Origin of the sequence: Paenarthrobacter sp. PPS72 (assembly GCF_048537125.1) — a bacterium.
Lineage (GTDB): Bacteria > Actinomycetota > Actinomycetes > Actinomycetales > Micrococcaceae > Arthrobacter > Arthrobacter nitroguajacolicus_E.
The window spans coordinates 1-24,870 of record NZ_JBLYIE010000012.1; the positions used below are offsets into that span (position 1 = coordinate 1).

A 24,870-nucleotide genomic window follows, 5' to 3' on the forward strand; every position below is an offset into this window, starting at 1 on the left:
TGATGATCGTCGCCGCCCTCGACGGTACCAGCGCGGCTCCAACCGCTTCGGCCAGGACCTGGCGTCGGGCGGGGATCTCCTGTCCGGCCATTCCTGCCTGCGGAAGGATCTCGGCGGCGAGGGTCAGCCTGCGCCGGGCCTCGCCAATGCCGATCCGCAACCGTGCCCGTAAGAACTCCGCGGCGTTCGGGTACCCGTCATCCAAGGGGCTCGCTGTTGACCCGGCGCCCAGCGCACCGGAACCCGCGCCGACCATGAAACCCTCGTCAGCCACAAAACCCGCGTTAGCCATCAAACCCGCGTTAGCCACAAAACCCGCGCCGACCATGAAACCCTCGTCGGCCTTCAAAGCCGCGTCAGCCTTCGAACCGGCGGTGGATCCGGAGCCGGCGTCGCCCATGGGAGGCGCTGCGACAGTGGAGCGTGCTTCAGCAGGACAGGCTGATGCCGGGTGGGGTCCTGGTTCTGGTTCTGGTTCTGTCCAGCCGGTCCGCCATTCCGGTGCTGCTGCTGACGACCCGGGTCCCGACAGCTGTGCTTCCTTCCGGGTTCGTTCCACAGCCTGCGCCGCGACAAGCTGCAAGTACTCCAACGACCGGGAAATCTCCTCAACCTTGCCGGCAAAATCAGCAGCCTCAACAAAGCCGAACAACCGGGCGTCGTCGGCCGCGGACTCACGGAGCGACCTCAACGCTTCGCCTGCCCGGGTCAGCGGCCCGTCCTCAGGACTGGGTGAAAGCTGGCCCTCATCGATCAGGCGTGCCCTGCGCTTAATATCGGCCGCCGGAATTACGCGCAATCCAGGCTCAGTGTCCCCAAAGCTAAAGCCCTGGGTGCTGAAATCCGGTGAGCCGTTCCGTGACTCCAATCCGGGGAGCAGTCCAGCGCCTCTGAAGCTATACGCGTTGGCGCCTGCCGCCGTCGTGCGTTGATATTCCGCACGTCTGGCTGGCACGCTGAGAGATTGCGGGGACCGTTGATGCATCAGCGCATCGGCACGACGCGCCTGCACCCGCCTTGCCACAATCTGCCCGATGATTCCCATAAAGCAACACTGTCATGGGGGTCCGACATTATTAGCTCACTGCTACCGGCTGACCTGTTCACGCAGGATATCGGCATGCCCGCAGTGCTGGGCGAGCTCCCGAAGCATGTGCAGGTACACCCATCTAAGCGGCAGCGGACCGCGTCGGTTGCCAAATACCAAGTCGTCGAGCCCAAGGGGAGCTGCCGACCTTCTGGAGGCTTCGCATGCTTCCCGGTGAGCGGCCTGGATACTGGCAATGGTGTCTTCGTCAAACCACACCTTCTCCACGAAGGTTGAATGATCAACTCATTCGAAAACCACCGTGCCGTCGTCGTTAATGCCCCAACCCGGGTTGTGTGCGATTTCCCAGACAATGCCGTTCGGGTCCTTGACGTGACCGTGGAAGATACCCCCGAAGGCGCCCTCCTGCGCGGGCTTCACCACCGTCGCGCCCGCAGCCACCAGCGCATCGATGGTGCTGGACACCTCCGTGGGACTGCCGACGTTGTGTGAGAGCGTCACGCCGCTGACTCCGGGTGGGGGAGCAGCGGCACCCAGGTCCTGATCAAATTTTGCGGCATCGAACAGGCCGAGCATCAGTCCCGGCGCGACCTGGAAGAAGAGGATCTCGCCGGGGACATCCATGGCCGGATCCCAGCCGAGCCCGTCCCTGTAGAAGTCGCGCGCGGCGTCGAGATCCTTGGTGGCAAACGTGAGGAAGTGCAGTCGCTGGTCCATACGGGAATGGTAACGGGAAGGTACGACGGCGGCAGCTGACCCGCATCGCGGCGGCGGGCCCCGTTGAGGTGCTTTCGCAACGATCCGGTGGTCATTCACGGGCAACGAGCACCTTGACGGCACAGTCATGCCAACAATGGGACATGGTTTCCTCCGCAGGCCTGACTAGACGCCCACTCAAACTCACTGCGCTGGGGTTATCGGCGGCGACGTTGCTGACGTTGGCTTCTGCGGGTTGCAGCGCTTCGGTGGGCGGGGCGCCACCCTGTATGCCCCCGGAGTTTGCCGTAAGTCCGTCCTCGGCAAAAGCGGGTGACACTGTGACGGTTGCTGCGCCGGATGCTACCTGCGATCCGCGATACGGTGCCGACGCCCGGATCAGCATCGTTTTCATTGATGCGGCCGGGGTGGAGGTCCTCAACTCAACGGCACCCATGGCCGACGCCGGCGGGTTCACCTTCACGGTGGAAGTTCCTTTGCAGTCCGCGCCTGGTGCCATGGCTGTGAACGCCATGCCCTACGGCGTCGATTGGTGTGACGACACCGGTAGGAACAACCGGGTAGCCCAGGGCGAGCTGCAACTGGAGAGGGCATCCTGCGTCCTCCCCACGAAGCCCCTCAACATCACTAACTAGGCGGACTAGCGGGGTCTGTTGAGGCCCGGTCAAGGCTGGTGGGAGGATGGAGCCGTGGAACCCCTCTTCGACTTCCTTGGCAGTTACTGGTGGCTCATTTTCCCTATCGGCGGGATGGCTGGTGGCTGGGCAAGGTCCTGGTCCAAGGCCAGCGAGGAGCGGCACCGCCGCAAGGTTGAGTTGCTGAAGTTACGGAACCAACTGGCGGTGCACGAGGAAGCCAACCAGGCCGAGGTGGTCTCGTTGATGGCCGCGCATGATGCGGTGAATCACAGGTGGCTGGAATATGAGCTCGATGTGGGTAACCTCATTGATTTTCCGCTCATGACAGACGTCCGCGAACCCCTTACAGTCGCGTTCCTGCGGGCCAAAAAAGAGGCCGACGGCCTACGTCCCGCAGCTCCGGAAGACATTTCGACGCCGGCCCGGTTGGCTGAGTACCGGGCAGCTGTCCACAGTTTTGAACTCGCTTTCGACGTTGCCGAACGGGAAGCCAGACGCATCAAGGACGGGAATTTCACCGGCCCGGAGCGGCAAAGGCTGGCTACGGCAAGGAAGCTGCTGCGTATCGCCGAAGACACCGCAGCCACCCCAGCCGAACGTCAAACGGCTTACAAGCGTGCCCGCAAGGAACTTGATGGCTTGATCGTCCTGCCGGAGGCCACGGTGGCCGCACTCGAGAGCAAGATCATCAGCATGTTGGACACCCGCAAGGACCCTGACACGGATGCGCGACTCGCTTGAGGCCGTGAGTTATGGCTTCCTGCGGCTAGCCAAAATCCGCACCCATGACCGTCCGCACTATTGATCCGCCCAGATCGTCCTCGAGCTCCCGCATTCCCAGCCGTTCAGCCACCCGGCGCGAGGCCATGTTGTCCGGGTGGATAATCGCCAGCAGACGAGCAACCCCAAGGACATCCCGAGCAAGTTCCAAGCACGCCAGGGCCGCTTCCGTCGCATACCCGCGCCCCTGCAACGCGGAGCGCACGTGGTATCCGACTTCGAGTTCGGACCGCCCATTGACTTGTTGCCACGTCAGTCCGCAGTCGCCGACGAACCCGCCGTCGTGCGTTTCCACGATCCACAACCCAAAACCGTCGCGAGCATAATTCGCCTGGTTCCACCCGATCCACGCCGCTGCTTCATCCCGTGATTTGGGCGCCGGGTAGTACTTCATCACTTCGGCGTCACCCAGCATCGAGCTCATCACATCGAGATCAGCGGGCGTCATCTCGCGAAAGCGAACGCGGGTTGTCGGGTGGGGAAGCATCCCCGAAGCCCTGTCAGCCGCGGCCCATGCTCGTCGACGGGTCGCCGCCGCCTTCCGAGGGATCGGCGCGAAGGTCGTCCGGGTCACCGCTGGGCAAGCCGGCCGGGCCCGATACGTCGCCTGAGCCGGCAGGAACATGAGCGTCCGTATGGCTGTCCTGGTGAGTCCCGGCGTCGTGCGTGGCGGTGTTGTCTGTTTCCGTGTCGCGGTGCCTCGCCGCATCGCCAGTCGCGTTGCGGGTTTGCTGGTTGTTATCCGGAGAGAGATCCTCATCCATGGCGTTCGAGCCTTCGCTGATGGAGGAATGAACCTGGATGTCGTCGTCTTTCTCGCCCGGCGCCGGCACTTGACCGTCGTTGACGGGATCGGAAGTGCCTGCCAGATCTTCCATCGCGTTTTCGGTGGCCTTGCGGATGCTGTCTTCTACGCCCATCAGAACGACTCCTTTGCACGAATGGTCCGTAATACCGGACCTCGGATTGCATTAGTAAGCCTACTTACTTCCGAGAGCATACGAAACCCTCCCCGGGGTTGACAAACGCCTCTTCGGTCCAAATGTATCCGCAGGTCAGCACCACTCGGGCTGCACTTTGTACCGGTGATCGTTGGACGATAAGGTATTTCCAGACCGTTTTGCAGAGGGCGGCAATATTCGCTCCTTTGCTGTCTGCTGGGGACGCATTTCAGTCAGTAGGAACGTGCATGGTCAACCCCCGCCCTGAGCAGGAAGCTCTCCAGAATGGTTACTTTTTGGATCTCGTCCTGGGCAGCGAAGACGTCGAAGCTTTTCTCGGCGATCTCGCGGCTTTCTCCGCCGAGAGCCTCTCGCATCCGGAAGCACCCGTCTTCTGTGGCATCACAGTATTGCGTCGCAAGAAGTCGGCCACTGCGGCCAGCAGTGACGATCGCGCCAAAGCAATGGACGAACTCCAGAACGATTTCGATGGCCCTTGCCTCACGGCGATGGACAAGCTCACTCCGGTGATGGTGTCCGACCTGCTCCGTGAGCATCGCTGGCCCGAATACGTCGAGGCAGCGTCGCATCAGGGACTCCGATCCATCCTCAGCGTCCCGCTCTTGGTGGAGGGTGACACGCGGGCTGCGTTGAACCTTTACTCGGAGCAGCCGGACGCGTTCAGCGCCGACGACATAGAGCGGGCAGAAGTCTTCGCTTCCCACGCCTCCAAGTCGTTGCGGCTCGCCCTGAAGATCGCGCAGCTGAGCGATGCCCGGAACGACCTCGCGGCGGCCATGCAGTCGCGCACCGTGATCGATCTGGCGGTGGGGGCCATCATGGCGCAGAACCACTGCAGCCAGGACGAGGCCTTCACCATCCTCCGTACCGCATCCAGCAACCGCAACATCAAGCTGCGGCACCTGGCGAAGTCGATCATCTCCGCAGTTTCGTCGGGGAAGATTACGACGCACTTCGAGGAGTAGGTCCGTCCACCGAACCCGCTTCGTGACCCGAGGCAACCATAGAGCAGACTTAGACGGGTGACCGCCAAGAAACCCCGTCCCGGCCTCGCGATAGCTGCGCTGAGCCTCGGGACGGCGCTTAACCCGCTGAACTCGTCCATGATTGCTGTGGCCTTGGTGGTCTTGCGGGAGCACTTCGAGCTCGACGTCGCCACGGTCACCTGGGTGATCACCTCGTTCTACCTCGCGTCTGCTGCGGGCCAGCCGCTCATGGGCCGGCTCGCCGACCGCTTCGGTCCGCGCCGCTTGTTCATGTTCGGCATGGCGTTGGTGGCAGTCACCTGCGCAATCGCACCGTTCCTGCCCAACTTCGCGCTGGTTTGCGTGGCCCGTGCGCTCATGGCTGTAGGGACTGCGACGGCGTACCCATCCGCCGTCGTGATGGTCACCGAGTTGAGTCGGCTGGCCAACCTGCCGTCTACGCGGCCTTTGGGCCGGATTCAAATGGCGAACACGTCAGCCGCCGCTGTGGGTCCTGTGGTGGGCGGGCTGTTGGTGAGCTTGGTGGGGTGGCAGGCGCTGTTCGCAATCAACGTGCCCATCGCTTTGCTGGCCATGATGGTGGTTTACAAGGTAGCGCCGGTGGACTCGGGGCGCGAGACAGGCAAGCTCGGGCAGTTGATCCGCGATTCCGACATCCCCGGCATTCTCGCGTTCGTCACCTCCCTGATGCTGGCCATGATGGCGCTGCTCAATGTGATGCCCGGCTACCGCTGGTACCTGCTGGGCGCCGCCACCGTGATCGGTGCGCTGTTTGCCTGGCGCGAGCTGCGTTTCCAGCCGCCATTCCTGGATCTCCGCTTGCTCGGCCGGAACCGGCCGTTGCTGCTGGTCTACCTGCTGTTCGTCGTGTTCAGCGGCGTCTACTACTTCGCCTTCTTCGGCCTTCCGCAGTTGCTGCAGGAGGCTGGGAATTACGACGCCGGCGTGGTGGGCCTGCTCATGCTGCCCCTTGCGGCGTTGTCGGTTGTGGTGACGCCACTGACCGTGCGGTTCATTGAGCGGTTCGGCGTGCGTTCCGTGTTGATCACCGGGGTACTGATTCTGACCATTGCGGCCGGCACGCTGGGGTTCCTGACCATGACGTTGTGGGCGCCGTTGGTGTTCGTGCTTACCGCCGTGATGGGTGTTCCTTACGGGGTGGTGAGCACGGCCTCGAACCAAGGCCTTTACGTTTCCGCCCGCCCCGAAGAGAGGGGAGTGGCTGCCGGGATCTTCCAGACGTGCCGCTACCTCGGGGCCATCACCGCGACGGTACTGATCGGTGTGCTGTACGGCCCGGGAGTGAGCCAGGCGAACTGGGGGATCATGGTCCTGGTGATGCTTGGGCTCAGTGCTGTGGTGCTGGTGCTGGCAGTGATGTGGCGGAAGCCCGCGGTCTAGGGGCTCTTACGCGCCCGTGTGCTGGGCGCAGTGCTCGCAGCAGAACATGCCGAGTTCATTTTCCACGCCGTGGCCCAGGATGCGGCACCCGCAGTGCCCGCAGTTGGGAGCCATGGCGTGGATGGCGCATTCGAAGCTGTCGTAGGTGCCGGTTCGCTCTCCCTGCGTGATGGTGAACGTCTTGTCGTAGTCGTTGCCGCAGGTATCGCAGGTTGCCATGGCGGATCTTCCTTTTCGAGTAGGCAAGGCCCGGTTCCCGCTGGAGGGTGGGAATCGGGTTGTCATTAACCTAAGCATGCTTACTATCTGCCGACAAGGCGGTCAGGGAATGCTCTTGCTTAAATTACTGAGTGCGCTCATAATTGAGTTAAGTCAGTAATACTCACCAAGGAGTCCCCCATGAAAGCCTTCGTCCTCAAGCAGTACAAAGAACCCCTCCAGCAGGTGGACGTGCCCGAGCCGGTACTCGGGGACCACGATGTGCTGGTTGGCGTCCACGCCGCAGGGCTGAACCAGTTGGACGAAAAGATCAGGCTGGGGGAGTTCAAGCAGATCCTGCCCTACAAACTTCCGCAGGTCCTGGGCCATGACGTAGCCGGTGTCGTTCTGAAGGTGGGACCCAAAGTGCGGGCCTTCACGCCTGGCGATGAGGTGTTTGCCCGGCCCGGCAACCGCAGCATCGGCACGTTCGCCGAGCGTATCGCCGTCGCGGAGGAAGACCTGGCCATCAAGCCGGCCACCATCAGCATGGAAGAGGCCGGTTCGCTCCCGCTGGTGGCATTGACGGCGTGGCAGGCCCTGGTGGAGCGCGGAAACGTGCGCCCGGGCCAGAAGGTCCTCATCCATGCCGGGGCAGGGGGCGTGGGCTCCATCGCCATCCAGTTGGCCAAATACTTGGGCGCCACAGTAGCCACCACGGTCAGTGCCGGGAACAAGGACTTCGTTCGCGAGCTGGGCGCGGACGTAGTGGTCGACTACAGGTCTGAGGACTTCGTTGAGATCCTGCACGATTACGACCTCGTCCTGGACAGCCTCGGCGGCGAGAACCTGGAGCGGTCCCTGAAGGTGCTGAAGAAGGGCGGCAAAGCTATCGGCATCGCGGGACCGCCGGATGCCGGGTTCGCCCGCCAGCTGGGTGGAAACCCTGTGCTGCTGGGTGCGATGACCCTGCTGAGCTCGGGTATCCGCCGTAAGGCCCGCCATCTGGGCGTCACGTACGAGTTCCTCTTCATGCACGCCGACGGCAGCCAGTTGAGGGAGATTGCGGCACTCATCGATGCCGGAGATATCAGGCCGGTAGTGGGACGGGTGGTTCCGTTCGATCAGACCTCGGATGTCCTGACTGCACTTGAAAAGGGCGGCGTTCGCGGCAAGACCGTGGTCAGCCACCTCCAGCCCTAACCGATCCAAACCGACAGGACGAACACCATGAGCAGTGAACAGCAAAACCAAAGCAGTTACATCCAGGTGCCCACGAAAACCGTGACGGCCAACGGTGTCAGCTACGCATACCGTGAAATGGGCCCCAGGGGTGGAGTCCCGGTTATTTTCCTCATCCACCTTGCCGGAACCATGGACAACTGGGATCCGCGCATCATCGATCCCATCGCCGGCAAACATCACGTGATCACCTTCAGCAACCGCGGCGTGGGAGCCTCAACAGGAACTGTTCCTGACAGCATCGAAAGTATGGCCGACGACGCCGCGAGCTTCATTAAAGCCCTCGGGTATAAGACAGTGGATCTGTTCGGCTTCTCACTCGGCGGCATGATCGCCCAGTCGCTGGTGCTCAAGCACCCAACCCTTGTTCGCAAGCTTGTCCTTGCCGGCACGGGCCCTGCCGGTGGAGAAGGAATCCAGAAAATCATTGGAACTACGTACTACGACGTGCTCCGAGGTACCTTGACCCGGCAGGATCCCAAGGAGTTCCTGTTCTTCAACCGCAATGCCGCCGGAAAACCTGCTGCTAGGGCGTTCATTGCTCGGCTCAAGGAACGCACCACCAATCGCGAGACACCCATCAAGCTCCATGCGTTCCAAACCCAACTGAAGGCCATCCGCAGGTGGGGACTATCGCCGTCGTCCGATTTGGGAGTCCTCACCCAGCCGACCCTGATCGCCAACGGCGACAACGACCGCATGGTCCCGTCCGTGCTTTCCAGCGATATGCACCGCAGGATTTTCGGCAGTGAACTGGTCATCTACCCCGACTCCGGGCACGGCGGCATCTTCCAGTTCCACGACAGGTTCGTCCCCGTAGCCCTCGAATTCCTGGGACGCTGAGACGCCGGCCCGCTGATACGGTAGCTGAATGCAGCCTGCGCCCCAGACCCTTGGCCGACGTGAGCGGAATAAGCAGGAGAAGCTTGACCGCATCACCGCGGCAGCACGTGAACTTTTCACCCAGTACGGAGTGGATGAGGTCACCACCCAGCAAGTGGCTGAGAAGGCCGACGTCGGATCGGGAACCCTGTTTTTGTACGCCAAGACCAAGGCGGAGCTGCTTCTGCTGGTGCACAACGCCAAGTATGCTGTTGCGCTTGGTTCGGGCGTCGATGCCGCGGCTGCTGAATCAGCAGTGCTCGACGCGGTGATGGCCATCATCCGTCCCATCATCGAGTGCAACCGGGTCCAGATCGAGAACGGCCGGACTTACCTGAAGGAAATCGTCTTCGGGGATCCGGCCGAGCCGCACCACGCCGAGGCGCTGTCACTGACGATGCGCACGGAAGAAGCCATTGCCGGAGTCCTGGGTCGGGATAAGAAATTGCTTGCCCGTGATCCCGCCAAGCTGGCGCGGATTATCTCCTCGATCATGTTCATCAGCATGACGTCCTCGGCCACTATCGAACTGACAGACGCCCAGGTTGGCGACGAGATCCGGGATCAGATCAGCGTGCTCCTGGGCGCCTGACTTTAGCGCTTGGGCGGGTCCTAGCGGTTGAGGAACGCCTCGTGCTGACGGTGCGCTTCGGCCACCTGCTCGCGGATCGTCTCCACGTCCTTGGCCTTATTCCTGTACTTCAGGGGCATTTGTACGATCTGCGCTTCCTCAGCGGTCAACGCGCGGTAGATACGCTCACGCTCATTGGCATCGGCCGTGTAGTCGAGGTCGAGGTAGTTCACGGCGTGACGGCGGGCGTTGTTGATGGCCGTCTGGGCCTTGCCCGCTGGGCTAATCAGTGAGAGCACCACGGTGATGACAAGGACGCCGATGATGACGCTGAGCGAGAGGCCTGTGGTGATTTCGATGACGTTGACGTGCTCGCCGTCGTTGATGAACGGCAGGTTGTTCTCGTGCAGGGCGTGCAGGATCAGTTTGACGCCGATGAACGCGAGGATGGCCGCCAAGCCGTAGGAAAGGTAGATGAGGCGGTCCAGCAGGCCGTCGATGAGGAAGTAGAGCTGGCGCAGGCCCATCAGGGAGAACGCGGTGGCCGTGAAGACGATGAAGACGTTCTGCGTGAGGCCGAAGATCGCCGGGATGGAGTCGAGGGCGAACAGGATGTCCGTGCCGCCGATGGCCACCATCACCAGGAGCATGGGGGTGAGGGCCCGCTTGCCGTTGACCACGGTGAAGAGCTTGTCGCCGTCGTACTTGTCCGTGGTGTGGAAGAACCTCTTGGCGAGCCGGATCATGAAGTTATTGGCTTGATCATCTCCGTGGCCGTCAGGCTTGAGCAGGTTCCCTGCCGTCAGCAGCAGGATCAGGCCGAAGATGTAGAACACCCAGGCGAACGAGTTGATGAGTGCGGCGCCCAGGAAGATGAAGCCTGTCCGGGCGATCAAGGAGAACACGATGCCGAAGAGCAGGACCTTCTGCTGATCCTCGCGCGGTACCCGGAAGCTCGCCATGATGATCAGGAACACGAACAGGTTGTCTACTGAAAGGGCCTTCTCCGTGATGTAGCCGGCAAAGTACTCCGACCCCATTTGGCCGCCGCCGAATACCAGGACCAGGATGCCGAAGACCACAGCCAAGCCCACGTAGATGGAGGACCAGACGGCCGCTTCCTTCAAGGTGGGGACGTGTGCCTTCCGGATGTGGAAGAAGTAGTCGAAGGCCAAGAGCGCCAGAATGACGACGATGGTGATGCCCCAAATGAGGGGAGAGACAGTCATATGATCCTGCTTTCGTGAGGCGCGCGAGTGGTGTTGCTCACCGAGGGTCAAACTCTTGGGATCAAATTTACCGGGACTGGTGGTGCGGGCGCTAACGGGAGGACGACGGCGGCTGGCTGGGTTGAGTGCCGACGGCGTGCATGCTCATCCGATCATGCTGGGGACGTGCCATTGCCCAGCATCTGGATCGACAGCCGCCATACTGGGGCCATGACATCATCCCCTATTGCCGGCGGTGCGAACCCGCGGGTTAGAGCTGCAATATTCGTTGACTTCGACAACGTATACATAGGCCTCAAATCCTTGGATCCCGGTGCTGCTGAGCGCTTTGCAACGGATCCAGGGCAATGGCTGGACGCCATTACGGAGGCCGACGAATCAGGTGGAAAGAATGTGAGGTTCCTCATCAGGAACTGCTATCTGAATCCGACTGTCTATGCTAAATACCGGACATTCTGGACTCGTGCGGGCTTCAAGGTCATCGACTGTCCGTCGCTCACACAGCAGGGCAAGAGCAGCACCGACATCAACCTGGTCCTGGACGCGGTGGATGTGCTGGCCGGGGCTGCCCACGTCGAAGAGTTCCTCATAGCTTCGGACGACGCTGACTTCACTTCTTTGGTCCAGCGGTTCCGGGCGGCTGATCGGCGAACCACCGTCATTGTTGCCGGACCCGTTGCCGCCGCCTATCGGCAAATGGCGGACACCATCATCCAGTCGCATGATTTCCTGGCCCTGTTGAGTGGAACCGATACCTCGGTAGCAGCAGTCGCTCCATTCACCGCCCGGTCGAAGAAAACGGATGCTGCGGCCACGAAGTCCTCGGGCCTCTCGACGGCTGCAGCTGCTGTGCGTGACTTGGTCACGACTGCGGCCGGGCCCATCAAATCTGCCGTGGTGGCCCAACGCGCACTGAGCGCTAACTCATCGTTGTCCACTGATTGGGACGGACACGGGAAGTTCGGTGCCTGGGTAGCTCGGGTCGACGACCGGATTGAGTTCGCGCCTGTGCCGTCTCCTGGCTGGGTGTGGGACTCGAAGCGTTTCTCGCAGGCGGACCTCCCTTCAGAAACAGAATCTACCGAAGCATTCGAGAAGCAGATTGCACGAGTCACGGACATCCCCGCGCTGTCGGCACCTCAGTACAGGCAGGTTTTAGTCTCGTTGGCCAGCAAGTTGAAGGAGACCACGAATCGCAGCGAGCTGGCAAAAACGGTCCGCGACGAATGCCTCGCAGCGGACATTCCCGTGGCACGGTCTGCGGTCAACTACCTTATTCAGGGACTTATTTACGCAAAGGTCAATCTCACCGACGCACTGACTGAAACTGAACTGGCTTTCGCGTGGGTAGGGCACGTCGAAGGCATGTGCCGTGTCGCGGGTCTGCAACTGGATAGCAAAGAAGTCGAGAAGCTCACGGCGTGGACCAGCGGAGGCCTGATCCCGGTGCCCCTTAAACATTAGGCTGCGCTGATTTCCCGAAGATGCGAGCCCAAATTTCTGGTAATCAACGATGGGGAAGCCTGGTGCTGGCCAGCACCGAGCCACATGATCAAGCGATCCTGGTAACCGGCGATTCTTCCGCGCACACCACGGGCTTCCTGGCTCCACGCGGTAATGCTGACGCCGTTGATCTGAAGTGTTGAGGGCTGAGCGCTGACGCCTTTGAGGACCTCCACGATCCCATCCTCATGCGACGCGAGCAGTTGACGGAGCGCAAAATCTGATAGTTCCGTGGTCAGCACGTTGAGGACGGCGGCGGTCTGCACTCGGAAGTGAGGCGCAGGTTTTAGGGTGACAAAGCAATGCGCTGCACTTGGAGGGCCAGCCACTCGGCCCGTTTCACTGATATGCGTGACGACAGCTATCCCGTGCCCGGTTTGCGTTGGACCAGACACCGAAAACTGCGTTTGGTTTGGGCGCGATATGGACGTCGCAAACTCGCCGAAGTCGTCAGCTGACGCCAGATGCTGTTGTCGGGTTGATTCGCGCGCAGGATCTGCGTTCGCTGCTTCGTACATTGATCCGCCCATAACCCTGATTGTGCCCCATGCGGGTGGTTCTTCTGAAAGCTCTCTTACGGCCCGGCCTGGGCGGTCGGGTTTAGTTTCCCGGGGCCCACTGCCACAGGTCTTCGTTGTGAGGTCGGTGCCAGAACTGCCGCGGACTCTCCGTTTCACGGGCCACGTCCGTGAGCCAGATGGTGGTGCCGGGATCCCAGCCTGCGATGACGCTTGCGGTGTCTTCGTCTGTTCGTAGGGCCCGACCAGCAGTGTTGAGGTAGCAGGCGACGGTGAGGTGTACGGCATCCCATTCTTTGGCGGCCCGTTCCCAGTCGGGGATTACCCAGCGGCCATGGCGGCCAGTGGTGCGGAACCAGTCGTGACACCGGGATGCTGTGACCTCCAAGGGGAAATCCCTGCACAGGGTGATCCAGTCTTCTTCTGTGGTGATCTCCAAGATCCGGCCTGTTCCGGCGACGGGGATAACGGTGGCTTCCTCCCACCCGAGGGAATCTTCAATCAGGCTGAGCCCGTCGGGGATCCGCGCCACCGTGTGGATCAGCCCGTGGGGGATCGACCACCACTCACCGCTGAAGTTGGCGTGAGGGTCTTGTGGCTGTTCCTTGGCCGCGCGGATTTCCTCGGCCCGTTCCTTTCGTGCCCATTCGCTCAGGGTTTGTTGCGGGTTTGGTTTCGAGGGAGCGGTGCGGGATCTGCTTCTGCGCGCCAGTCGATCACCCATTGTCCGGGCAGGGCCTTCTGGTCCCACCACTGGCTTGCGGGTGAACCCGCCAGGCTTTTGGCGATATTCGCCAGGGACTCTCTGATTTCCTCCGTGGCGGCGAGGACGTCTTCGCCGTCGGGCTCCTGCCAGTATCTTGCGGTGTCGACTGCCCTTTGAAGCGCGTGTTGAATCAGCTCGTCCGTGATGGTCTGAAGATCCAAGGAGGTGATCAACGCTGCGAGCTCATTCACGGTCGGTTCCGGCGGGGGAGGCGGCACCTCTCCGGAGGGATTCATGGTCAACAAGACTCGTGACATGCCGGCGCCAGGATCAAGGTTGTATCCGAGATGGAAGACGGCGATCCGTATGTCCTGGTCCATTTCCATGGCGAGTTCAAGGCAGAGGCGACGTCCTCGGGGGCCTTGCAGCAGTGAATCCATGGCATTAAAGGGTTCTGCGAAGGCGTATGCGTCCGCTCGCGTTAGTCAGCCGCGGCTTCGCGTACAGCCACACCACAACACCGAACAGCGGCACCACGAAGAACAGCAGCGCCCACATGATCCGGGCAATTTGATCGAGGCCGTCTTGCCGCAGGACATCGAAGATCGCCCAAATGTTCGCTCCCATCACGAACACCGCAGACAGTCCCGCCAGCAGCACCAAGGCCCATTCCCAAGCTTCCATGTCATCCCCCTGAACCAGCAGCTTCCGTACAAAGTAACACTCGCGCTTCAGACGTACGACGCCGGAGCCCGCCTTGGGTGCGGCCGCTGGGCTGACGCTTCGGTTGGGATTTAGATGAGGGCGGTCATGACGTTCCAGCCTTCTCCGATCTTCTTCCTGGGTTCCAGATGCCGGCTGCCAACGCCAGGGTAAAGCCAGAGGTCGCCGTTGGCGTCGCGGGCGATGATCTGTGAGTAGCCGGGGTAGTTGCCGTCGAATCTTCCCGTGGCGATAATCGCCGTCATGGCATTCCAGCCTTCACCCACCTGCATGCGGGGCAGCCACCCGCCCTTGCCGTCGCCGGGGTAGAGCCACAGTGCTCCGCTGGTGTCCCGGGCCGTGACGTCCCTTTTGCCGTCCTCGTTGAAGTCGCCGCGACCGATCAGGGCTGTCATCACATTCCAGCCGACACCTATTTGGCTCCGGGGTTTCCATCCCCCGGCATGATCTCCGGGGTACAACCACAGGCGGCCTTCCGTGTCGCGGGCGATGACATCGGCACAGTAGTCGCCGTCGAAGTCGCCCGGACCCATGATGGCGGTCATGGCGTTCCAGCCGACACCTACTTTGGTCCGTGGTTTGAGGTATCCGTAACCGCCGGGGTAGAGCCACATGTCGCCATTGATATCCCGGGCCAGGATGTCGTCGTTGAACTCGCTTTGGAATTTGCCCGCACCGATGATTGCAGTCATCACGTTCCAGCCCTCGCCCATCTTGAAGCGGGTCTTCTTCCAGCCGCCCTGGCCGTCACCCGGATAAACCCAAAGGTCGCCGACGGTATCTCTTGCCAGGACGTCGTCGTTGTAGCCGGTGTTGATGTTGACGTAGTCCCAGTTGTTTGCCGGGACGCTCGCTGCGCGTATGCCCGGCTGTTCTGCCTGTGCTGGAAACGCCGTTGTGCCCATGAGCAGGGCTGCGGTCGCGGCCAGAGTTGTCCCTACGAAAAGCGGGTGCCTTCGATTTTCGGGTGATTTGTGGCAGGAATTCTTGGTCGACTTTGATCGGAACATCACTGTTACCCCCATTAGCAACATCGTCATCACGCGATGCAACGGAGCCTAGTCCTGCTGGGTGGCTTTTGTTAGGGGTGGGAGGTTCGGATTTTTGACGGTCCGGGTAGGAGCACCTAGACGCTGTGTTTGAGCACTCATGTTCGGGCTTTCCGCCACCTAATTTAGCCCTGGGAGCACCTAGTTTCGCGGATTCTGACACCTAGAGGCCGATTTATGGGCGCAGGCTATGCGAGTCCGAGCAATTCCGTTTTCAGGGGGAGAGTTTGTGCCGGCAACGACGATGAAGACCAAACAGTACTCGCTTACCTTGTCACTCATCCTGGGGGCGAGTGTGGTGTCTGTGGGGCTGGTTCCTGAGCCGATGATCTTCGTCGTCGGCACTTTGTTGTTGATGCTCCTCCTTGCCGCAGCCCTGCACTACAAGAAATGGGGGTGGGTGCCGTCCGATTCGGCGGAAGCGGGCATGGCCGGACTCAGCGCTGGTTGCGTAATGGTGACCACGTTGGCGTTGCTTCTCAGGGGACACCCGTTGAGTTTTGTACTGACCCCTCTTCTCAGCATTGCTGCGATCCTCGGAATGTACCGTGAGCTCACCACGCGCGGGCGCCTTATTCGCAGGAGCAAGCGGTGAAAAGGGCTCCGCATCCACTGCAAGTAGTGATGTTCTTCGTCATGGCCGTCAATTTCGCGGTTTGGCAACCTTTCGCATGGTGGCGTGCCGCTGCTGCTGTACTCATGCTGGGGTTCGGTTGCTACGGCGTCTTTGTGTTGCGGCGGAGCAAACGTGAGGAGTCCAGCGGGGAGCCTAGCGAGCTTGAGTAACCGGGAAGTTGATGATGGCCTGTGGACTAACGTCTGTGGGCCATCTCTTTGTTAGAGGGTGTTTTCGTCGGGGCGAAGGCGATTCTGCAAATCGGGGTCACCCTAGCCAGCCACGAAGCCGAAGTCGTACTTTCCGTTCTCCGGAGGGAGCTCGCGCTCCAGTTTCAGTGCCGTCGTCGGCGTGAACAGCGTTTTCGCGATTCCGCTTTCTGTATCAAAGGTGAAGGACCCAAAGATTGTCCGGTCTACCCTGTGCCTCAGCAGGAGCGTCGTGTCCGAGCCGTTCACTTCACAAGCGACAGGGTGGTAGTCGTCCAGCTGCCGGCCCCATATGGGCAGGGAGAGCGGGAATGAAAGCTGGACGGCTTCAGGAAACGAGAACGGGATGCGTTCAATAGAGAGGCCGTAAGGATCATCCACGCCGTCGGTCTGGATGATCAGTCTTCGGGGGTCGAAAGTTCGGGTGCGTCCGTCCGGCAGTTCCTTCGCGGTCCACATGAAAGCCCTCGGGTGCACCGAGATGGCATAACTCATCTGATGGTTGCCGCTTTGGCAATACGAGGTGCCTGTGTAGGCGCTTGCCTGTCCGCCGCCGAGCGCCTTTCCGATTGCGATCGCCAGGTGCTCAGAGGAAGTGTCCACGCCTCATCCTTGCACGGGCCCGCTTAGGAGAGTGCGCCGTCGTCGTTTGTCAGCAGGAACTTGCGCAAGAGATTGGCGAGCTGCGTCCGCTCGGTCTTGGACAGTCCTTCAAGCATCTTGTGCTGGTTCTCGACGTGGTGCTCCACCACCTCATCCACCAGGGTGCGTCCCTCGGGGGTGAGGCTGATCAGCAGTTGGCGGCGGTTGTCCGGGTTGGTCTCACGATGAACCAGTCCGCGGTTGACGAGTCGGTCCACGCGGTTGGTCATGGCTGCGGAACCGATCATGGTCAGGCTGGCGAGTCGTCCCGGCGTGAGCGGAGCCTCGGCCGCCGAGCGTCGAAGAGTTGCCAGGACGTCGAACTCCCAGGGCTCCAGCCCGAACCGGTTCATGAACTTCTGCACGTCCAGTGACGCCAAGCGACTAGCCCTGTTGAGCCTGCCCAGAACGCCCATGGAGCTGACGTCCAGGTCGGGTCGCTCCTTGTTCCACTGCTCGAGAATCAGGTCTACTGCGTCGCGGTCCATCGGCCTCCCATGCTTGACCTCAAACAGTACAGCACCTACATTGTCGTACGTCAAATAGTTCGATATCGAAATGTATGGAAGTGAAAAATGTCTGCTCTGAGGACGGCTGATAAGCCGATCGGTTCCGGCACGGCTAAGGCGTCCCCTCCAGACCTATTCATCACAGCGCTTGCGCCCATGGTGTGGGGATCCACCTACCTGGTAACCACCGAGTTCCTCCCTGCCGACCGGCCGCTCCTGGCCGCAACCGTGCGGGCGCTGCCGGCGGGCCTCGTGCTGATGCTCGTCACCCGAACGTGGCCGCGGGGGAGCTGGTGGTTCAAAGCCGCGGCGCTGGGTGCGCTCAACATCGGGCTGTTCTTCTTCCTTCTGTTCTTCACCGCGTACCAACTGCCGGGTGGGCTCGCTGCGCTGGTCATGTCCATCCAGCCCTTGTTCGTGCTCTTCCTTGGGGTGCTGTGGCTGGGGGAGCGGATTCGCCTTATGCACGTGGTTGCCTGTGCGGTGGGTGCGGCGGGTGTCGGCTTGCTGGTTCTGCGTTCCGACGCGTCGCTGACTTTTGTTGGTGTGCTCGCCGGGATGGCCGGTGCGCTGAGCATGGCGGCGGGCATAGTCCTCACCAAACGCTGGGGAAGGCCCGACGGCGTGGGGCTGCTTGGGTTTACCGGCCTGCAGTTAGCGATGGGTGGAGTCATGCTCCTGCCCGTGACGTTGCTGGTTGAGGGGCTGCCGGGGTCGGTTTCTGCGCCCAACCTGGCAGGCTTCGCCTACCTCAGGTGCAAAGGTCTTATCCGCCACGACCACGGCGTACGCCGAGGTTGAGCCAAAAGAAAAAAATGCAGGATCTCATGTAACTCCAATGCTCTATCCTTCTGGATGCGGGTTATCCGTCTGGGTTTATCAGGATTCCAATCTAGCTTTTTTCATGTTTCCTCCTTGATTATGGGGGAAATGCAGATTCACCAATTCGGCAATTCAACTCCCCCAATATCGGGGAGCCTGCACACTAACTTAAGTGAGACAAGACCTTGACTTAGCTGGGGGGATCAACTATGGCGTGGACGTGGGCACCTAGATCGGTCGTGAAGATATCCAACGGCGGTGTGGAGCCTAGGACGCCCAGCCACATAAAAACAACTCCGTCGTGCTGAGCGACAACGCCACATCCTTCCGTTCCATCCAGCGTCCATCCCTCCAATGCACGGCCGTCGACTCGCAGCACGGTGGGTCGTGCGCTGGTCTGATTCAAGGATCCTAGGAACGATCGTTCGTCCGAAACTACGAGCTGGCTGCGACAGAACGGCGACAATTCTGCTGCCAAGAAATGGGTGAGCAGGCCAGGACCGAGTCGAGCGGATACGTTCGGCTTCAGCGTGATTAGGCATTCCCCTGCACCGCCAGCTCGCTCTATTTGACGGGTGGTTTGAAAGTTTGTGACGACGACTTCGCCGTGGTCGGTGGGTCGCGGGGCACTGACCGAAAGTGGAGTAACGCCCGTATTTGACGAGTTCGCCGCGTATCGGCCGAATTGCCTCGAAGAAGCCAGTGCCCGTCGGTGAACCGCCTTCCTGCGCTCGGCGAAGTCCTCGGGAGTCCGCTCTCGATTTCTCATATAACGATTCTCTACTAGATGTGCTACGTTTTCGGGATTTCAGTGGAGCTAACTCAGATGGTCTACACGCTGGGCCCAGATCTCGGCGACAAGGTGTCCAGTAGGGCTGACTCGTCGGGTGCTGAAAAGCGTCCAGGAAAGGTACTACCGGTGAACGGCCAACTGGTAGCGGTACGACTGGATCGATGCACACCAATATGTCAACGATCTCCGGTCATCCGCCCCGATGATCCCGCTTCGGGTGGGTCCGTCTGTATTGCTCATCTGATGGCTTTGACGACCGCTGGTAAGCCGATCGGTTCCGGCATGGCTAAGGCGTCCCCTTGAGACCTCTTCATCACAGCGCTTGCGCCCATGGTTTGGGGATCCACCTATCTGGTGACCACCGAGTTCCTCCCTGCCGACCGGCCGCTCCTGGCCGCAACCGTGCGGGCGCTGCCGGCGGGCATTGTGCTGATGCTCGTCACCCGAACGTGGCCGCGGGGGAGCTGGTGGTTCAAAGCCGCGGCGCTGGGGGCTCTCAACATCGGGCTGTTCTTCTTCCTTCTGTTCTTCACCGCATACCAACTGCCGGGTGGGCTCGCTGCGCTGGTCATGTCCATCCAGCCCCTGTTCGTGCTCTTCCTTGGGGCGCTGCTGCTGGGGCAGCGGATTCGCCTTATGCACGTGGTTGCCTGCGCGGTGGGAGCGGCGGGTGTCGGCTTGCTCGTTCTGCGTTCCGACGCTTCGCTGACTTTTGTTGGTGTGCTCGCCGGTATGGCCGGTGCGCTGAGTATGGCGGCGGGGATTGTGCTCACCAAACGCTGGGGAAGGCCCGACGGCGTGGGCCTGCTTGGGTTTACCGGCCTGCAGTTAGCGATGGGTGGAGTCATGCTGCTGCCCGTGACGTTGCTGGTTGAAGGGTTGCCGGGCTCGGCTACTTTGCCTAACCTGGCGGGGTTTGCATACCTTAGTGTCCTTGGCGCCTTGGCCGCCTATGCGGTGTGGTTCCGGGGGATCCAGCGGCTGCCGACGATGGTGGTCTCGTTCCTGGGATTCCTGAGCCCGCTCGTGGCTACGGTGCTAGGGTTTGTGTTCTTGGGGGAGTCGTTGTCGGGGTGGCAGATCGTGGGAGCGGTGCTGGTGCTGGGGTCGGTGTTTTTGGTGCAGCGGGCGGGGGCTGAGGCTGGCCCAAACCTCCGGAAAAGCCGGGGACGCTGAGGTGATTGTGGAGCAGATGCTCGGCTGCAAAAGCAGGTGGTGGCGGCCTGCCGGGGTCAGGTCAGAACAGAATGAGGACCTGCGCCCGCTCTCCTATGAGTTGGCGCCCCATCGTCCTGAACGTTCATGCCTAGCTTCTTACCGTGCATCCAGAGGACGACGTCCATGGTGCGCAGTTGAGAAATCTGCAGGGCAATTCCGGATTTTTTCCGAATTGCCGTAAGCCGGTCAGGAAGCCCGCCTCCGTCGGTCAGAGCAGTGTGCCAGGTCCGCCATTGAGTGTCGTTGTTGTTCAGGCCCATTAGGGGCCCTACTACAGAATCGTAGATAGGGACGAGGTGAGGGCGCTTCCGGGCCATTATCTTGCTCGCCGTGGTGGGCCCGATGCCCCACCGGTACGTGTCTGTGCCGCGTAGCAAACGCCGGAGTTTGTTGGCAGGACTCAGAGCACCAAGGACGGTTTCGTACTCGTCGGCCGTAACAGCTGCCAGATCCAAGTCGGTCGGAATCTCTTCGAGCAGCCTCGCAACCTCCGCTCCACGTGTTTCAAGGAGCCCGATTATCGCGGGAGGTGATACTTGCACCGATAGGAAGGAAACGGCGAGGAGATCATCTGCCGTGATGGCATCTGCCACCTCAACCCGGTCGCCTCCTCCGGCCCAGTCGTCGAAGCGCCTGCCGGTCTGAGGGACTCCGTGGCGGTAGAGCTTCGTGTAATACTCGTTGACGAGAGCAGCAGCCTCGTCCACGCGCTCAGGTGAGAGAATTTCCGGCAAGGCCATGGTCGAATCCTTAGTTTGCGTTGTTTGCAAGGTTTGCGGGCCGCAGAAGGGCTTCGTGGTCGCGCTGTTCAGCTTTCCTACTGCTTGGGCCAGTAGGTAAGGCGCTGATGTCGCCACGCTTTTTTGGAGGCGTCCGATAGCCGTACCTTCCCACGACCTGGTCGTGCAACGGTCCGCTCAGAACAGGGTCCACGCTGAACCCACGGCGACCCGTCTCGGCGTCCAACTCCCAACTGCCCGGACGGATTTGAAACAGGCCTCGAGTTACTCCGCGGTGGACGGCCACCACGTGTTTGACTTTCAGTCTCTCCACGGCTTTTGGATCGATACGCCACCATGCTCTCACCGAGTCACCGAGTTCAGCCGCGATTAGCGACTTATCGGAGGCGCTCAGCCATTCAGTTCGGAAACCATAGCCAGCGCGCGCTCCGCCATCAGGTAGAGGTTCCTCCAGATCTACCCACGGCTTTAGCGTAATAAGAAGAAGCGGAGGAGTTTGAGGAGCAAGCTCAGGAGCACCGAATTCCGCCACTATATTCGCCAACGTTTCTATTCCATGGCCCTTCGAGGATTCGCGCCGCTCATTGGTCAATTGGTCGAGGTTGGCCAGCGGGTGCAAGTCTCGTGCCGGCTGGACCAAGAATGTCGATAAGAGGTCTATGGCCGCTGCCTCCACTTGCGTGTACTCCGAGCCCATGCCATGTCGCAGTATCCAGATGTCTGGCTCGAATCCTGCCGCACGAATTTCCTGGATGGCTCGGATCTTGCGAGAATGCTCAACTGCCGATTCGTCCTCGGACGAGGACAATGCTTCGGCTTCGAGCCCATGGTCGACCACACGAGTCCGCGAACCTTTGCCCACGTAGAAGGGTACTGACGTTCTTGGGTCCAGGAGCATATACGCGTAGTTGCCCAAGTGCTCGGCTACCTGTTCCAAGACTTTCTGATCAATTTTCATGCTCTGCCCTGTCCGTGTAAACCGCATGGGGTCGAATCCCAAATTGGTCAGCGTCTTGCTGATGACACCCCATACTTCCGCGGTGGCCGGTGGCCGGTGTCTGTTGCTGCATTGCAAGTGCCAACAGATTCCGACGCAGTTCAATCTCGTCTGTGCTGAACCCTTGAGTGTATGCGGGAGCAAGCAGATACGAGTGGTCGTCGGCGGCGTATGCAGCTGTCATGTCCAGGAAGATTTCCATGTCGCGGCCGGCCTCTTGAATGGCCGCATCCCGTTTGTCCTTGCTTGTTGTCCCGTGGGGGTACGGGCCAGCCATGGGCAGGATGTCAAGTTTGCCGGACCAGACCAGCTGTTGGTGTGGCTCGTCAAACAGGCCAAGAACTGTGCCCATCTGCTGCCGTTCCGGGTCGTGGCTCGGCATAACCCTTCGAACGTCGTGAACGAGCGCGGAAATGGTCATCAGCAACACCAAAGCCGACGAACAGCAAGTGATGTGTCAGTAGGTGTGCTTTGACCAGGGCGGACAAGGCCGCGCGACTGCTGTTGAAGCCGAGATAGTCGTCCCGGGTTAGCACGATTGTGTCTGGTTTGCTGACTGATCCATGGAGCTTCAACAGCCACTCACCGCCAACGCTTGGACGAAGCAAACTTTAGGGCTCCCGGAAAAATCGACTCCCGCCAATCTGGCGAAAAACCGCCTATTTCTGGGATTCTCATGGCCAACTTATCGGCCGATGCCAGCCAATCTGGTGACCCCAGGAGGGTTTCTGGTGACCATTCTGGCGACCAGTCGAGTGTGGGGCACCAAAAGTTATCAGATACTTGTCCGCTAAGCAGATTGTTAGGTGATGCAATAAGCCATTGTTTCAAAACTAGAGCGGACCGAAAGTGTCATCCAGAATAGCCTTGAAAGCCTTGTCGCATCTCGATCAAAATGGATGCTCTGGCGGGAGTGGAACCTGAAACTGTGGGAACAATATGGGTATGAGACCCAATTGAATCCTTGAATTACTCGTCCATGGTATTTCGGCAGGAAAAATTCTAAAATTTGCGCTAATATTGTCTATTTCAACTGTCATTCGGCTGTCGCAAATCTTGGGAACCTGTAATTTTAAACCTTCGACTTCTCGCGAATGATGTGCTGGCATCTTTTCTGCGGGACTGAATACAGTATACAAACGTTGATGAGAACGCGATCGGCAGCGAAAGCCAACAGCTGCGGAGGGATTCCTCGCGGTGTCCAGTCCCTACGCTGATGAGTCGCGTCTCGCACCAATGTGCGCATAAGCTGCTACCGTTTCCTGCCTCGGTTTAGCCAGCACCTTGTTTCCCGTCGCTGCCTACGCAATCTCGACAGCCTGCAGCACCTTTGTCGCGATCAGTGCCTCAAGATGATTATGGAGCTCGTCAGGAAGGTTCCCGCCCGTGACGAGAATTCCGAGCTCCATGTTCCGCTCCATCGCCGCGGAAGTGAGATTCGCGCTCGTGATGAAAGCGACTCGACCGTCGGCAACGGCGCACTTCGCATGGACCACTCCGGGATACTGACCCGCAGCACCCTTCTCGTGGGCCGACCATGCGAACAATCGGGCTGAGGGCACAAGCTTCCGCATCGCCTCCGCCGAGTCGTGATCGATTTTCCCGCCATGCGCGGTCGAGGATTCAAGCAGCACGTCGAGCTGAACCCCGCGGGCGACTGCCTCGGTCAACGCCTTGCCGATCGAATTCACCTGGTATGCCACGAAACTCACAATGAAGAGACGCCGCTGTGCTGCATTGATGACTTCCATGAGCACCTGCTCGGTGTGCCGGACTGGCACCTGACCCGAAGACGGCCCTGTCCAAGTGAGTTCGACAGAGCCGCGGCGCTGTTGCTCGACAGCCGTTGCCGACGCCCCTCGAAGTGCGGTCGCCACATCCCGTGGTGACATTGAGTCTGCGCCATGCCATGCGTGACCAAGCTTGGCGATGAGCACCTTGTCGGCGTTGGGTCCGAAGGCCGGGCGGGCCAGCGTGAACTGCTCCACTGATCCGAGTCCTTCGATCTTGGAGGCAACTACACGAACGCGATCAGGGTGGAGCTCCAGCCCCAGTTCCGCGACAACGGCAAGAAGCTCGTCCACGTCAGGAACTGCCCTTATGGAACAGGCAGGACTGATCGTCCCTCAGCGTGGGAATCACGAGGGCCCGGTCGAGGTAGCGATTGCCGCGCTCACACGAGGTCTCTGAGACGAACGTGCACGAGTGGCAAGCGGCTGCGTGGAGCGAGCGATCCTTGCTCGGATCGTGCTCGGAACACAGAGGGTCTGACGAGCAGATGGAAGCTCGTTCGAGCGCTTGGTCGAGTAGCCGACCCAGGAAGTCGGGTTTGCCGAGGTCGACGAGGCCACCAAGCGTCCCGTCCGAATCGGCAGCGGCTGTGTAGAGCAGGATGCCAGCCATCGGCGCCTCGGGGTCTGAACTCGCATAGACACGCTCTCGGATGCTTGCGGCGTTGTATCCGCACTCAAGCGCGAGCTCGCGAACGAGGAGATGCGCGATGGTGTGGAGCATGGTGTACCGGCTCGGGGGGAAGCCCACGTCGGGCTTCAGATGGCGAGCGTTCCGCCAGCCCTCGTGACCAACGAACAGAGTCTTGTCGCGGTCGGCTACATGCGGATTCTGCTCCCACGACTTGATGGCGGATTCGTTGAACTCGATAAAGATCCCTTCGCCGTGAACTTCACTTGCCAGAACCCACTCAGTTGTGCCTCGCGTGAGCGCGGCCATGGGTGGGCGTTCGTCAGGATCGCTCGTTTCCTCGGGCGCTTCGATGCGGGTATATCCGATGAGTGCGTTGACTTCCCTGAGTCGTTCGAGCAGAAGCACGCGTTTGACCTGAGCCTCATATCCAACTGGTGGGTTGACGGCTGTACTCATGAAGTGGGGCCAGTCGCTCGGCGGACTGCTTGAGGTCAGTACCTCCCACTCGGGGCCCTTGATGTCGCCTTCTGAGACGAGCTCAATGCCCTTACCGGCTTTGCGATGTTCGATCGCCTGCCAGATGCTTGGGACATCCCACTTATCTATGCCGGGTAATGCGCTGGTGCGGATCAGGGTCTTGACGATACCCCTGAGTTCGGCTTCGTCCTCCACGTCTGCAAAGTGCTCCCAGCCATCAAGGACCAGTTGGCTGAGTTGGTTCTTCTCTAGGTGTATTGCCCACGGAGG

Annotated in this window: 29 protein-coding genes and 2 pseudogenes; 11 read left to right on the plus strand and 20 right to left on the minus strand. The window is 60.6% G+C overall.

Annotation, left to right across the window (positions count from 1 at the left end):
- The 3 genes and pseudogenes from ACLRGI_RS06150 to ACLRGI_RS06160 all read right to left on the minus strand — a co-directional run.
- A pseudogene (locus tag ACLRGI_RS06150) lies at positions 1-1,045 on the minus strand (hypothetical protein); the annotation flags it as partial.
- A gap of 42 nt (positions 1,046-1,087) precedes the next feature.
- Positions 1,088-1,333 (minus strand): annotated as a pseudogene (locus tag ACLRGI_RS06155) (mycothiol transferase); the annotation flags it as partial.
- Positions 1,334-1,765: a VOC family protein gene (locus ACLRGI_RS06160; protein WP_419200775.1), complete on the minus strand. Its 432-nt coding sequence runs from the start codon at positions 1,763-1,765 to the stop codon at positions 1,334-1,336.
- Between the two features lie 143 nt (positions 1,766-1,908).
- On the opposite strand from ACLRGI_RS06160, the gene ACLRGI_RS06165 reads away from it, so the two are divergent.
- Together ACLRGI_RS06165 and ACLRGI_RS06170 are read left to right on the plus strand one after the other, a co-directional pair.
- The gene (locus ACLRGI_RS06165) at positions 1,909-2,400 is read left to right on the plus strand and encodes a hypothetical protein (RefSeq protein WP_419200776.1); all 492 of its coding nucleotides are present in this window, start codon (positions 1,909-1,911) and stop codon (positions 2,398-2,400) included.
- A gap of 54 nt (positions 2,401-2,454) precedes the next feature.
- On the plus strand, positions 2,455-3,144 hold the full coding sequence (locus ACLRGI_RS06170; protein ID WP_419200777.1) for a hypothetical protein: 690 nt from the start codon (positions 2,455-2,457) through the stop codon (positions 3,142-3,144).
- 25 nt (positions 3,145-3,169) lie between these two features.
- Here the strand turns inward: ACLRGI_RS06170 and ACLRGI_RS06175 are convergent, their stop codons facing one another.
- Complete coding sequence (locus ACLRGI_RS06175) at positions 3,170-3,670, minus strand: GNAT family N-acetyltransferase (protein WP_419200778.1); 501 nt, start codon at positions 3,668-3,670, stop codon at positions 3,170-3,172.
- A gap of 13 nt (positions 3,671-3,683) precedes the next feature.
- Positions 3,684-4,103, minus strand: a complete 420-nt coding sequence (locus tag ACLRGI_RS06180; RefSeq protein ID WP_419200779.1) for a hypothetical protein — start codon at positions 4,101-4,103, stop codon at positions 3,684-3,686.
- 269 nt (positions 4,104-4,372) lie between these two features.
- Between ACLRGI_RS06180 and ACLRGI_RS06185 the strand changes: the two genes are divergently transcribed.
- Both ACLRGI_RS06185 and ACLRGI_RS06190 read left to right on the plus strand, forming a co-directional pair.
- Entirely contained in the window at positions 4,373-5,110 is a 738-nt protein-coding gene (locus ACLRGI_RS06185; RefSeq protein ID WP_419200780.1) for a GAF and ANTAR domain-containing protein, read from the plus strand.
- Positions 5,111-5,167: 57 nt separating this feature from the next.
- Positions 5,168-6,532: an MFS transporter gene (locus ACLRGI_RS06190; RefSeq protein ID WP_419200781.1), complete on the plus strand. Its 1,365-nt coding sequence runs from the start codon at positions 5,168-5,170 to the stop codon at positions 6,530-6,532.
- A 6-nt stretch (positions 6,533-6,538) separates the two neighbouring features.
- Here the strand turns inward: ACLRGI_RS06190 and ACLRGI_RS06195 are convergent, their stop codons facing one another.
- The gene (locus tag ACLRGI_RS06195) at positions 6,539-6,751 is read right to left on the minus strand and encodes a metallothionein (RefSeq protein ID WP_419200782.1); all 213 of its coding nucleotides are present in this window, start codon (positions 6,749-6,751) and stop codon (positions 6,539-6,541) included.
- 180 nt (positions 6,752-6,931) lie between these two features.
- Between ACLRGI_RS06195 and ACLRGI_RS06200 the strand changes: the two genes are divergently transcribed.
- From ACLRGI_RS06200 to ACLRGI_RS06210, 3 genes are read left to right on the plus strand one after another with little or no spacing between them, the layout of a single operon-like run.
- Positions 6,932-7,933, plus strand: a complete 1,002-nt coding sequence (locus ACLRGI_RS06200; RefSeq protein ID WP_419200783.1) for an NADP-dependent oxidoreductase — start codon at positions 6,932-6,934, stop codon at positions 7,931-7,933.
- A 27-nt stretch (positions 7,934-7,960) separates the two neighbouring features.
- Positions 7,961-8,815, plus strand: coding sequence for an alpha/beta fold hydrolase (locus tag ACLRGI_RS06205; protein ID WP_419200784.1), 855 nt, complete (start codon positions 7,961-7,963; stop codon positions 8,813-8,815).
- Between the two features lie 28 nt (positions 8,816-8,843).
- A complete protein-coding gene (locus tag ACLRGI_RS06210; protein WP_419200785.1) occupies positions 8,844-9,446 on the plus strand; it encodes a TetR/AcrR family transcriptional regulator in 603 nt (200 codons plus the stop codon).
- Positions 9,447-9,466: 20 nt separating this feature from the next.
- On the opposite strand, the gene ACLRGI_RS06215 is transcribed toward ACLRGI_RS06210, so the two are convergent.
- Positions 9,467-10,654: a TerC/Alx family metal homeostasis membrane protein gene (locus tag ACLRGI_RS06215; protein WP_419200786.1), complete on the minus strand. Its 1,188-nt coding sequence runs from the start codon at positions 10,652-10,654 to the stop codon at positions 9,467-9,469.
- Positions 10,655-10,864: 210 nt separating this feature from the next.
- Here ACLRGI_RS06215 and ACLRGI_RS06220 point away from each other — a divergent pair, with 210 nt between their 5' ends.
- Positions 10,865-12,118 (plus strand): NYN domain-containing protein, encoded by a 1,254-nt coding sequence (locus ACLRGI_RS06220; RefSeq protein WP_419200787.1) that lies wholly within the window; start codon positions 10,865-10,867, stop codon positions 12,116-12,118.
- Here the strand turns inward: ACLRGI_RS06220 and ACLRGI_RS06225 are convergent.
- The 5 genes from ACLRGI_RS06225 to ACLRGI_RS06245 form a co-directional block, all read right to left on the minus strand.
- Positions 12,115-12,423: a hypothetical protein gene (locus tag ACLRGI_RS06225; protein WP_419200788.1), complete on the minus strand. Its 309-nt coding sequence runs from the start codon at positions 12,421-12,423 to the stop codon at positions 12,115-12,117. The two genes, ACLRGI_RS06220 and ACLRGI_RS06225, sit on opposite strands and share 4 nt — an antisense overlap.
- Positions 12,424-12,757: 334 nt before the next feature.
- A complete protein-coding gene (locus ACLRGI_RS06230) occupies positions 12,758-13,399 on the minus strand; it encodes a hypothetical protein (protein WP_419200789.1) in 642 nt (213 codons plus the stop codon).
- Positions 13,327-13,821 (minus strand): hypothetical protein, encoded by a 495-nt coding sequence (locus ACLRGI_RS06235; RefSeq protein WP_419200790.1) that lies wholly within the window; start codon positions 13,819-13,821, stop codon positions 13,327-13,329. The genes ACLRGI_RS06230 and ACLRGI_RS06235 overlap by 73 nt, the downstream gene beginning before the upstream one ends.
- 4 nt (positions 13,822-13,825) lie before the next feature.
- Positions 13,826-14,065, minus strand: coding sequence for a PLDc N-terminal domain-containing protein (locus ACLRGI_RS06240; RefSeq protein ID WP_419200791.1), 240 nt, complete (start codon positions 14,063-14,065; stop codon positions 13,826-13,828).
- A gap of 110 nt (positions 14,066-14,175) precedes the next feature.
- Positions 14,176-15,117 carry an FG-GAP repeat domain-containing protein gene (locus ACLRGI_RS06245; protein WP_419200792.1) on the minus strand — a complete coding sequence of 314 codons (942 nt, stop codon included), beginning with the start codon at positions 15,115-15,117 and terminating at the stop codon, positions 14,176-14,178.
- 280 nt (positions 15,118-15,397) lie between these two features.
- Here ACLRGI_RS06245 and ACLRGI_RS06250 point away from each other — a divergent pair, with 280 nt between their 5' ends.
- Positions 15,398-15,748, plus strand: coding sequence for a hypothetical protein (locus ACLRGI_RS06250; protein ID WP_419200793.1), 351 nt, complete (start codon positions 15,398-15,400; stop codon positions 15,746-15,748).
- Between the two features lie 293 nt (positions 15,749-16,041).
- Here the strand turns inward: ACLRGI_RS06250 and ACLRGI_RS06255 are convergent, their stop codons facing one another.
- A complete protein-coding gene (locus tag ACLRGI_RS06255; protein ID WP_419200794.1) occupies positions 16,042-16,581 on the minus strand; it encodes a PhoX family protein in 540 nt (179 codons plus the stop codon).
- Between the two features lie 23 nt (positions 16,582-16,604).
- The gene (locus ACLRGI_RS06260; protein ID WP_419200795.1) at positions 16,605-17,108 is read right to left on the minus strand and encodes a MarR family winged helix-turn-helix transcriptional regulator; all 504 of its coding nucleotides are present in this window, start codon (positions 17,106-17,108) and stop codon (positions 16,605-16,607) included.
- An 87-nt stretch (positions 17,109-17,195) separates the two neighbouring features.
- On the opposite strand from ACLRGI_RS06260, the gene ACLRGI_RS06265 reads away from it, so the two are divergent.
- Positions 17,196-17,930 carry an EamA family transporter gene (locus ACLRGI_RS06265; RefSeq protein WP_419200796.1) on the plus strand — a complete coding sequence of 245 codons (735 nt, stop codon included), beginning with the start codon at positions 17,196-17,198 and terminating at the stop codon, positions 17,928-17,930.
- A gap of 1,126 nt (positions 17,931-19,056) precedes the next feature.
- On the plus strand, positions 19,057-19,920 hold the full coding sequence (locus ACLRGI_RS06270; protein ID WP_419200802.1) for an EamA family transporter: 864 nt from the start codon (positions 19,057-19,059) through the stop codon (positions 19,918-19,920).
- 56 nt (positions 19,921-19,976) lie between these two features.
- Here the strand turns inward: ACLRGI_RS06270 and ACLRGI_RS06275 are convergent, their stop codons facing one another.
- From ACLRGI_RS06275 to drmB, 6 genes are all read right to left on the minus strand, one after another.
- On the minus strand, positions 19,977-20,702 hold the full coding sequence (locus ACLRGI_RS06275; protein WP_419200797.1) for a DUF6308 family protein: 726 nt from the start codon (positions 20,700-20,702) through the stop codon (positions 19,977-19,979).
- Positions 20,703-20,712: 10 nt separating this feature from the next.
- Positions 20,713-21,660, minus strand: a complete 948-nt coding sequence (locus ACLRGI_RS06280) for an LEM-3-like GIY-YIG domain-containing protein (protein WP_419200798.1) — start codon at positions 21,658-21,660, stop codon at positions 20,713-20,715.
- Positions 21,650-22,120, minus strand: coding sequence for a hypothetical protein (locus tag ACLRGI_RS06285; RefSeq protein ID WP_419200803.1), 471 nt, complete (start codon positions 22,118-22,120; stop codon positions 21,650-21,652). The genes ACLRGI_RS06280 and ACLRGI_RS06285 overlap by 11 nt, the downstream gene beginning before the upstream one ends.
- Positions 22,026-22,307, minus strand: coding sequence for an SIR2 family NAD-dependent protein deacylase (locus tag ACLRGI_RS06290; protein ID WP_419200799.1), 282 nt, complete (start codon positions 22,305-22,307; stop codon positions 22,026-22,028). Before ACLRGI_RS06290 ends, ACLRGI_RS06285 begins: the two co-directional genes overlap by 95 nt.
- 693 nt (positions 22,308-23,000) lie before the next feature.
- Complete coding sequence (gene drmC / locus ACLRGI_RS06295) at positions 23,001-23,783, minus strand: DISARM system phospholipase D-like protein DrmC (protein WP_419200800.1); 783 nt, start codon at positions 23,781-23,783, stop codon at positions 23,001-23,003.
- 1 nt (position 23,784) lies between these two features.
- The coding region (drmB, locus tag ACLRGI_RS06300; RefSeq protein WP_419200801.1) for a DrmB family protein at positions 23,785-24,870 on the minus strand (1,086 nt) is incomplete at its 5' end.

What these genes read in the sequence shown, in the direction of transcription:
- ACLRGI_RS06165 (WP_419200776.1), top strand. Translation starts at nt 1,909, where the DNA reads ATGGTTTCCTCCGCAGGCCTGACTAGACGCCCACTCAAACTCACTGCG.
- ACLRGI_RS06240 (WP_419200791.1), bottom strand. Translation starts at nt 14,065, where the DNA reads ATGGAAGCTTGGGAATGGGCCTTGGTGCTGCTGGCGGGACTGTCTGCG.
- ACLRGI_RS06250 (WP_419200793.1), top strand. Translation starts at nt 15,398, where the DNA reads ATGAAGACCAAACAGTACTCGCTTACCTTGTCACTCATCCTGGGGGCG.
- ACLRGI_RS06215 (WP_419200786.1), bottom strand. Translation starts at nt 10,654, where the DNA reads ATGACTGTCTCTCCCCTCATTTGGGGCATCACCATCGTCGTCATTCTG.
- ACLRGI_RS06265 (WP_419200796.1), top strand. Translation starts at nt 17,196, where the DNA reads ATGTCTGCTCTGAGGACGGCTGATAAGCCGATCGGTTCCGGCACGGCT.
- ACLRGI_RS06220 (WP_419200787.1), top strand. Translation starts at nt 10,865, where the DNA reads ATGACATCATCCCCTATTGCCGGCGGTGCGAACCCGCGGGTTAGAGCT.
- ACLRGI_RS06200 (WP_419200783.1), top strand. Translation starts at nt 6,932, where the DNA reads ATGAAAGCCTTCGTCCTCAAGCAGTACAAAGAACCCCTCCAGCAGGTG.
- ACLRGI_RS06185 (WP_419200780.1), top strand. Translation starts at nt 4,373, where the DNA reads ATGGTCAACCCCCGCCCTGAGCAGGAAGCTCTCCAGAATGGTTACTTT.
- ACLRGI_RS06210 (WP_419200785.1), top strand. Translation starts at nt 8,844, where the DNA reads ATGCAGCCTGCGCCCCAGACCCTTGGCCGACGTGAGCGGAATAAGCAG.
- ACLRGI_RS06175 (WP_419200778.1), bottom strand. Translation starts at nt 3,670, where the DNA reads ATGCTTCCCCACCCGACAACCCGCGTTCGCTTTCGCGAGATGACGCCC.
- ACLRGI_RS06260 (WP_419200795.1), bottom strand. Translation starts at nt 17,108, where the DNA reads ATGGACCGCGACGCAGTAGACCTGATTCTCGAGCAGTGGAACAAGGAG.
- ACLRGI_RS06205 (WP_419200784.1), top strand. Translation starts at nt 7,961, where the DNA reads ATGAGCAGTGAACAGCAAAACCAAAGCAGTTACATCCAGGTGCCCACG.
- ACLRGI_RS06235 (WP_419200790.1), bottom strand. Translation starts at nt 13,821, where the DNA reads ATGGATTCACTGCTGCAAGGCCCCCGAGGACGTCGCCTCTGCCTTGAA.
- ACLRGI_RS06180 (WP_419200779.1), bottom strand. Translation starts at nt 4,103, where the DNA reads ATGGGCGTAGAAGACAGCATCCGCAAGGCCACCGAAAACGCGATGGAA.
- ACLRGI_RS06195 (WP_419200782.1), bottom strand. Translation starts at nt 6,751, where the DNA reads ATGGCAACCTGCGATACCTGCGGCAACGACTACGACAAGACGTTCACC.
- ACLRGI_RS06160 (WP_419200775.1), bottom strand. Translation starts at nt 1,765, where the DNA reads ATGGACCAGCGACTGCACTTCCTCACGTTTGCCACCAAGGATCTCGAC.
- ACLRGI_RS06285 (WP_419200803.1), bottom strand. Translation starts at nt 22,120, where the DNA reads ATGACCATTTCCGCGCTCGTTCACGACGTTCGAAGGGTTATGCCGAGC.
- ACLRGI_RS06280 (WP_419200798.1), bottom strand. Translation starts at nt 21,660, where the DNA reads ATGAAAATTGATCAGAAAGTCTTGGAACAGGTAGCCGAGCACTTGGGC.
- ACLRGI_RS06275 (WP_419200797.1), bottom strand. Translation starts at nt 20,702, where the DNA reads ATGGCCTTGCCGGAAATTCTCTCACCTGAGCGCGTGGACGAGGCTGCT.
- ACLRGI_RS06230 (WP_419200789.1), bottom strand. Translation starts at nt 13,399, where the DNA reads ATGGGTGATCGACTGGCGCGCAGAAGCAGATCCCGCACCGCTCCCTCG.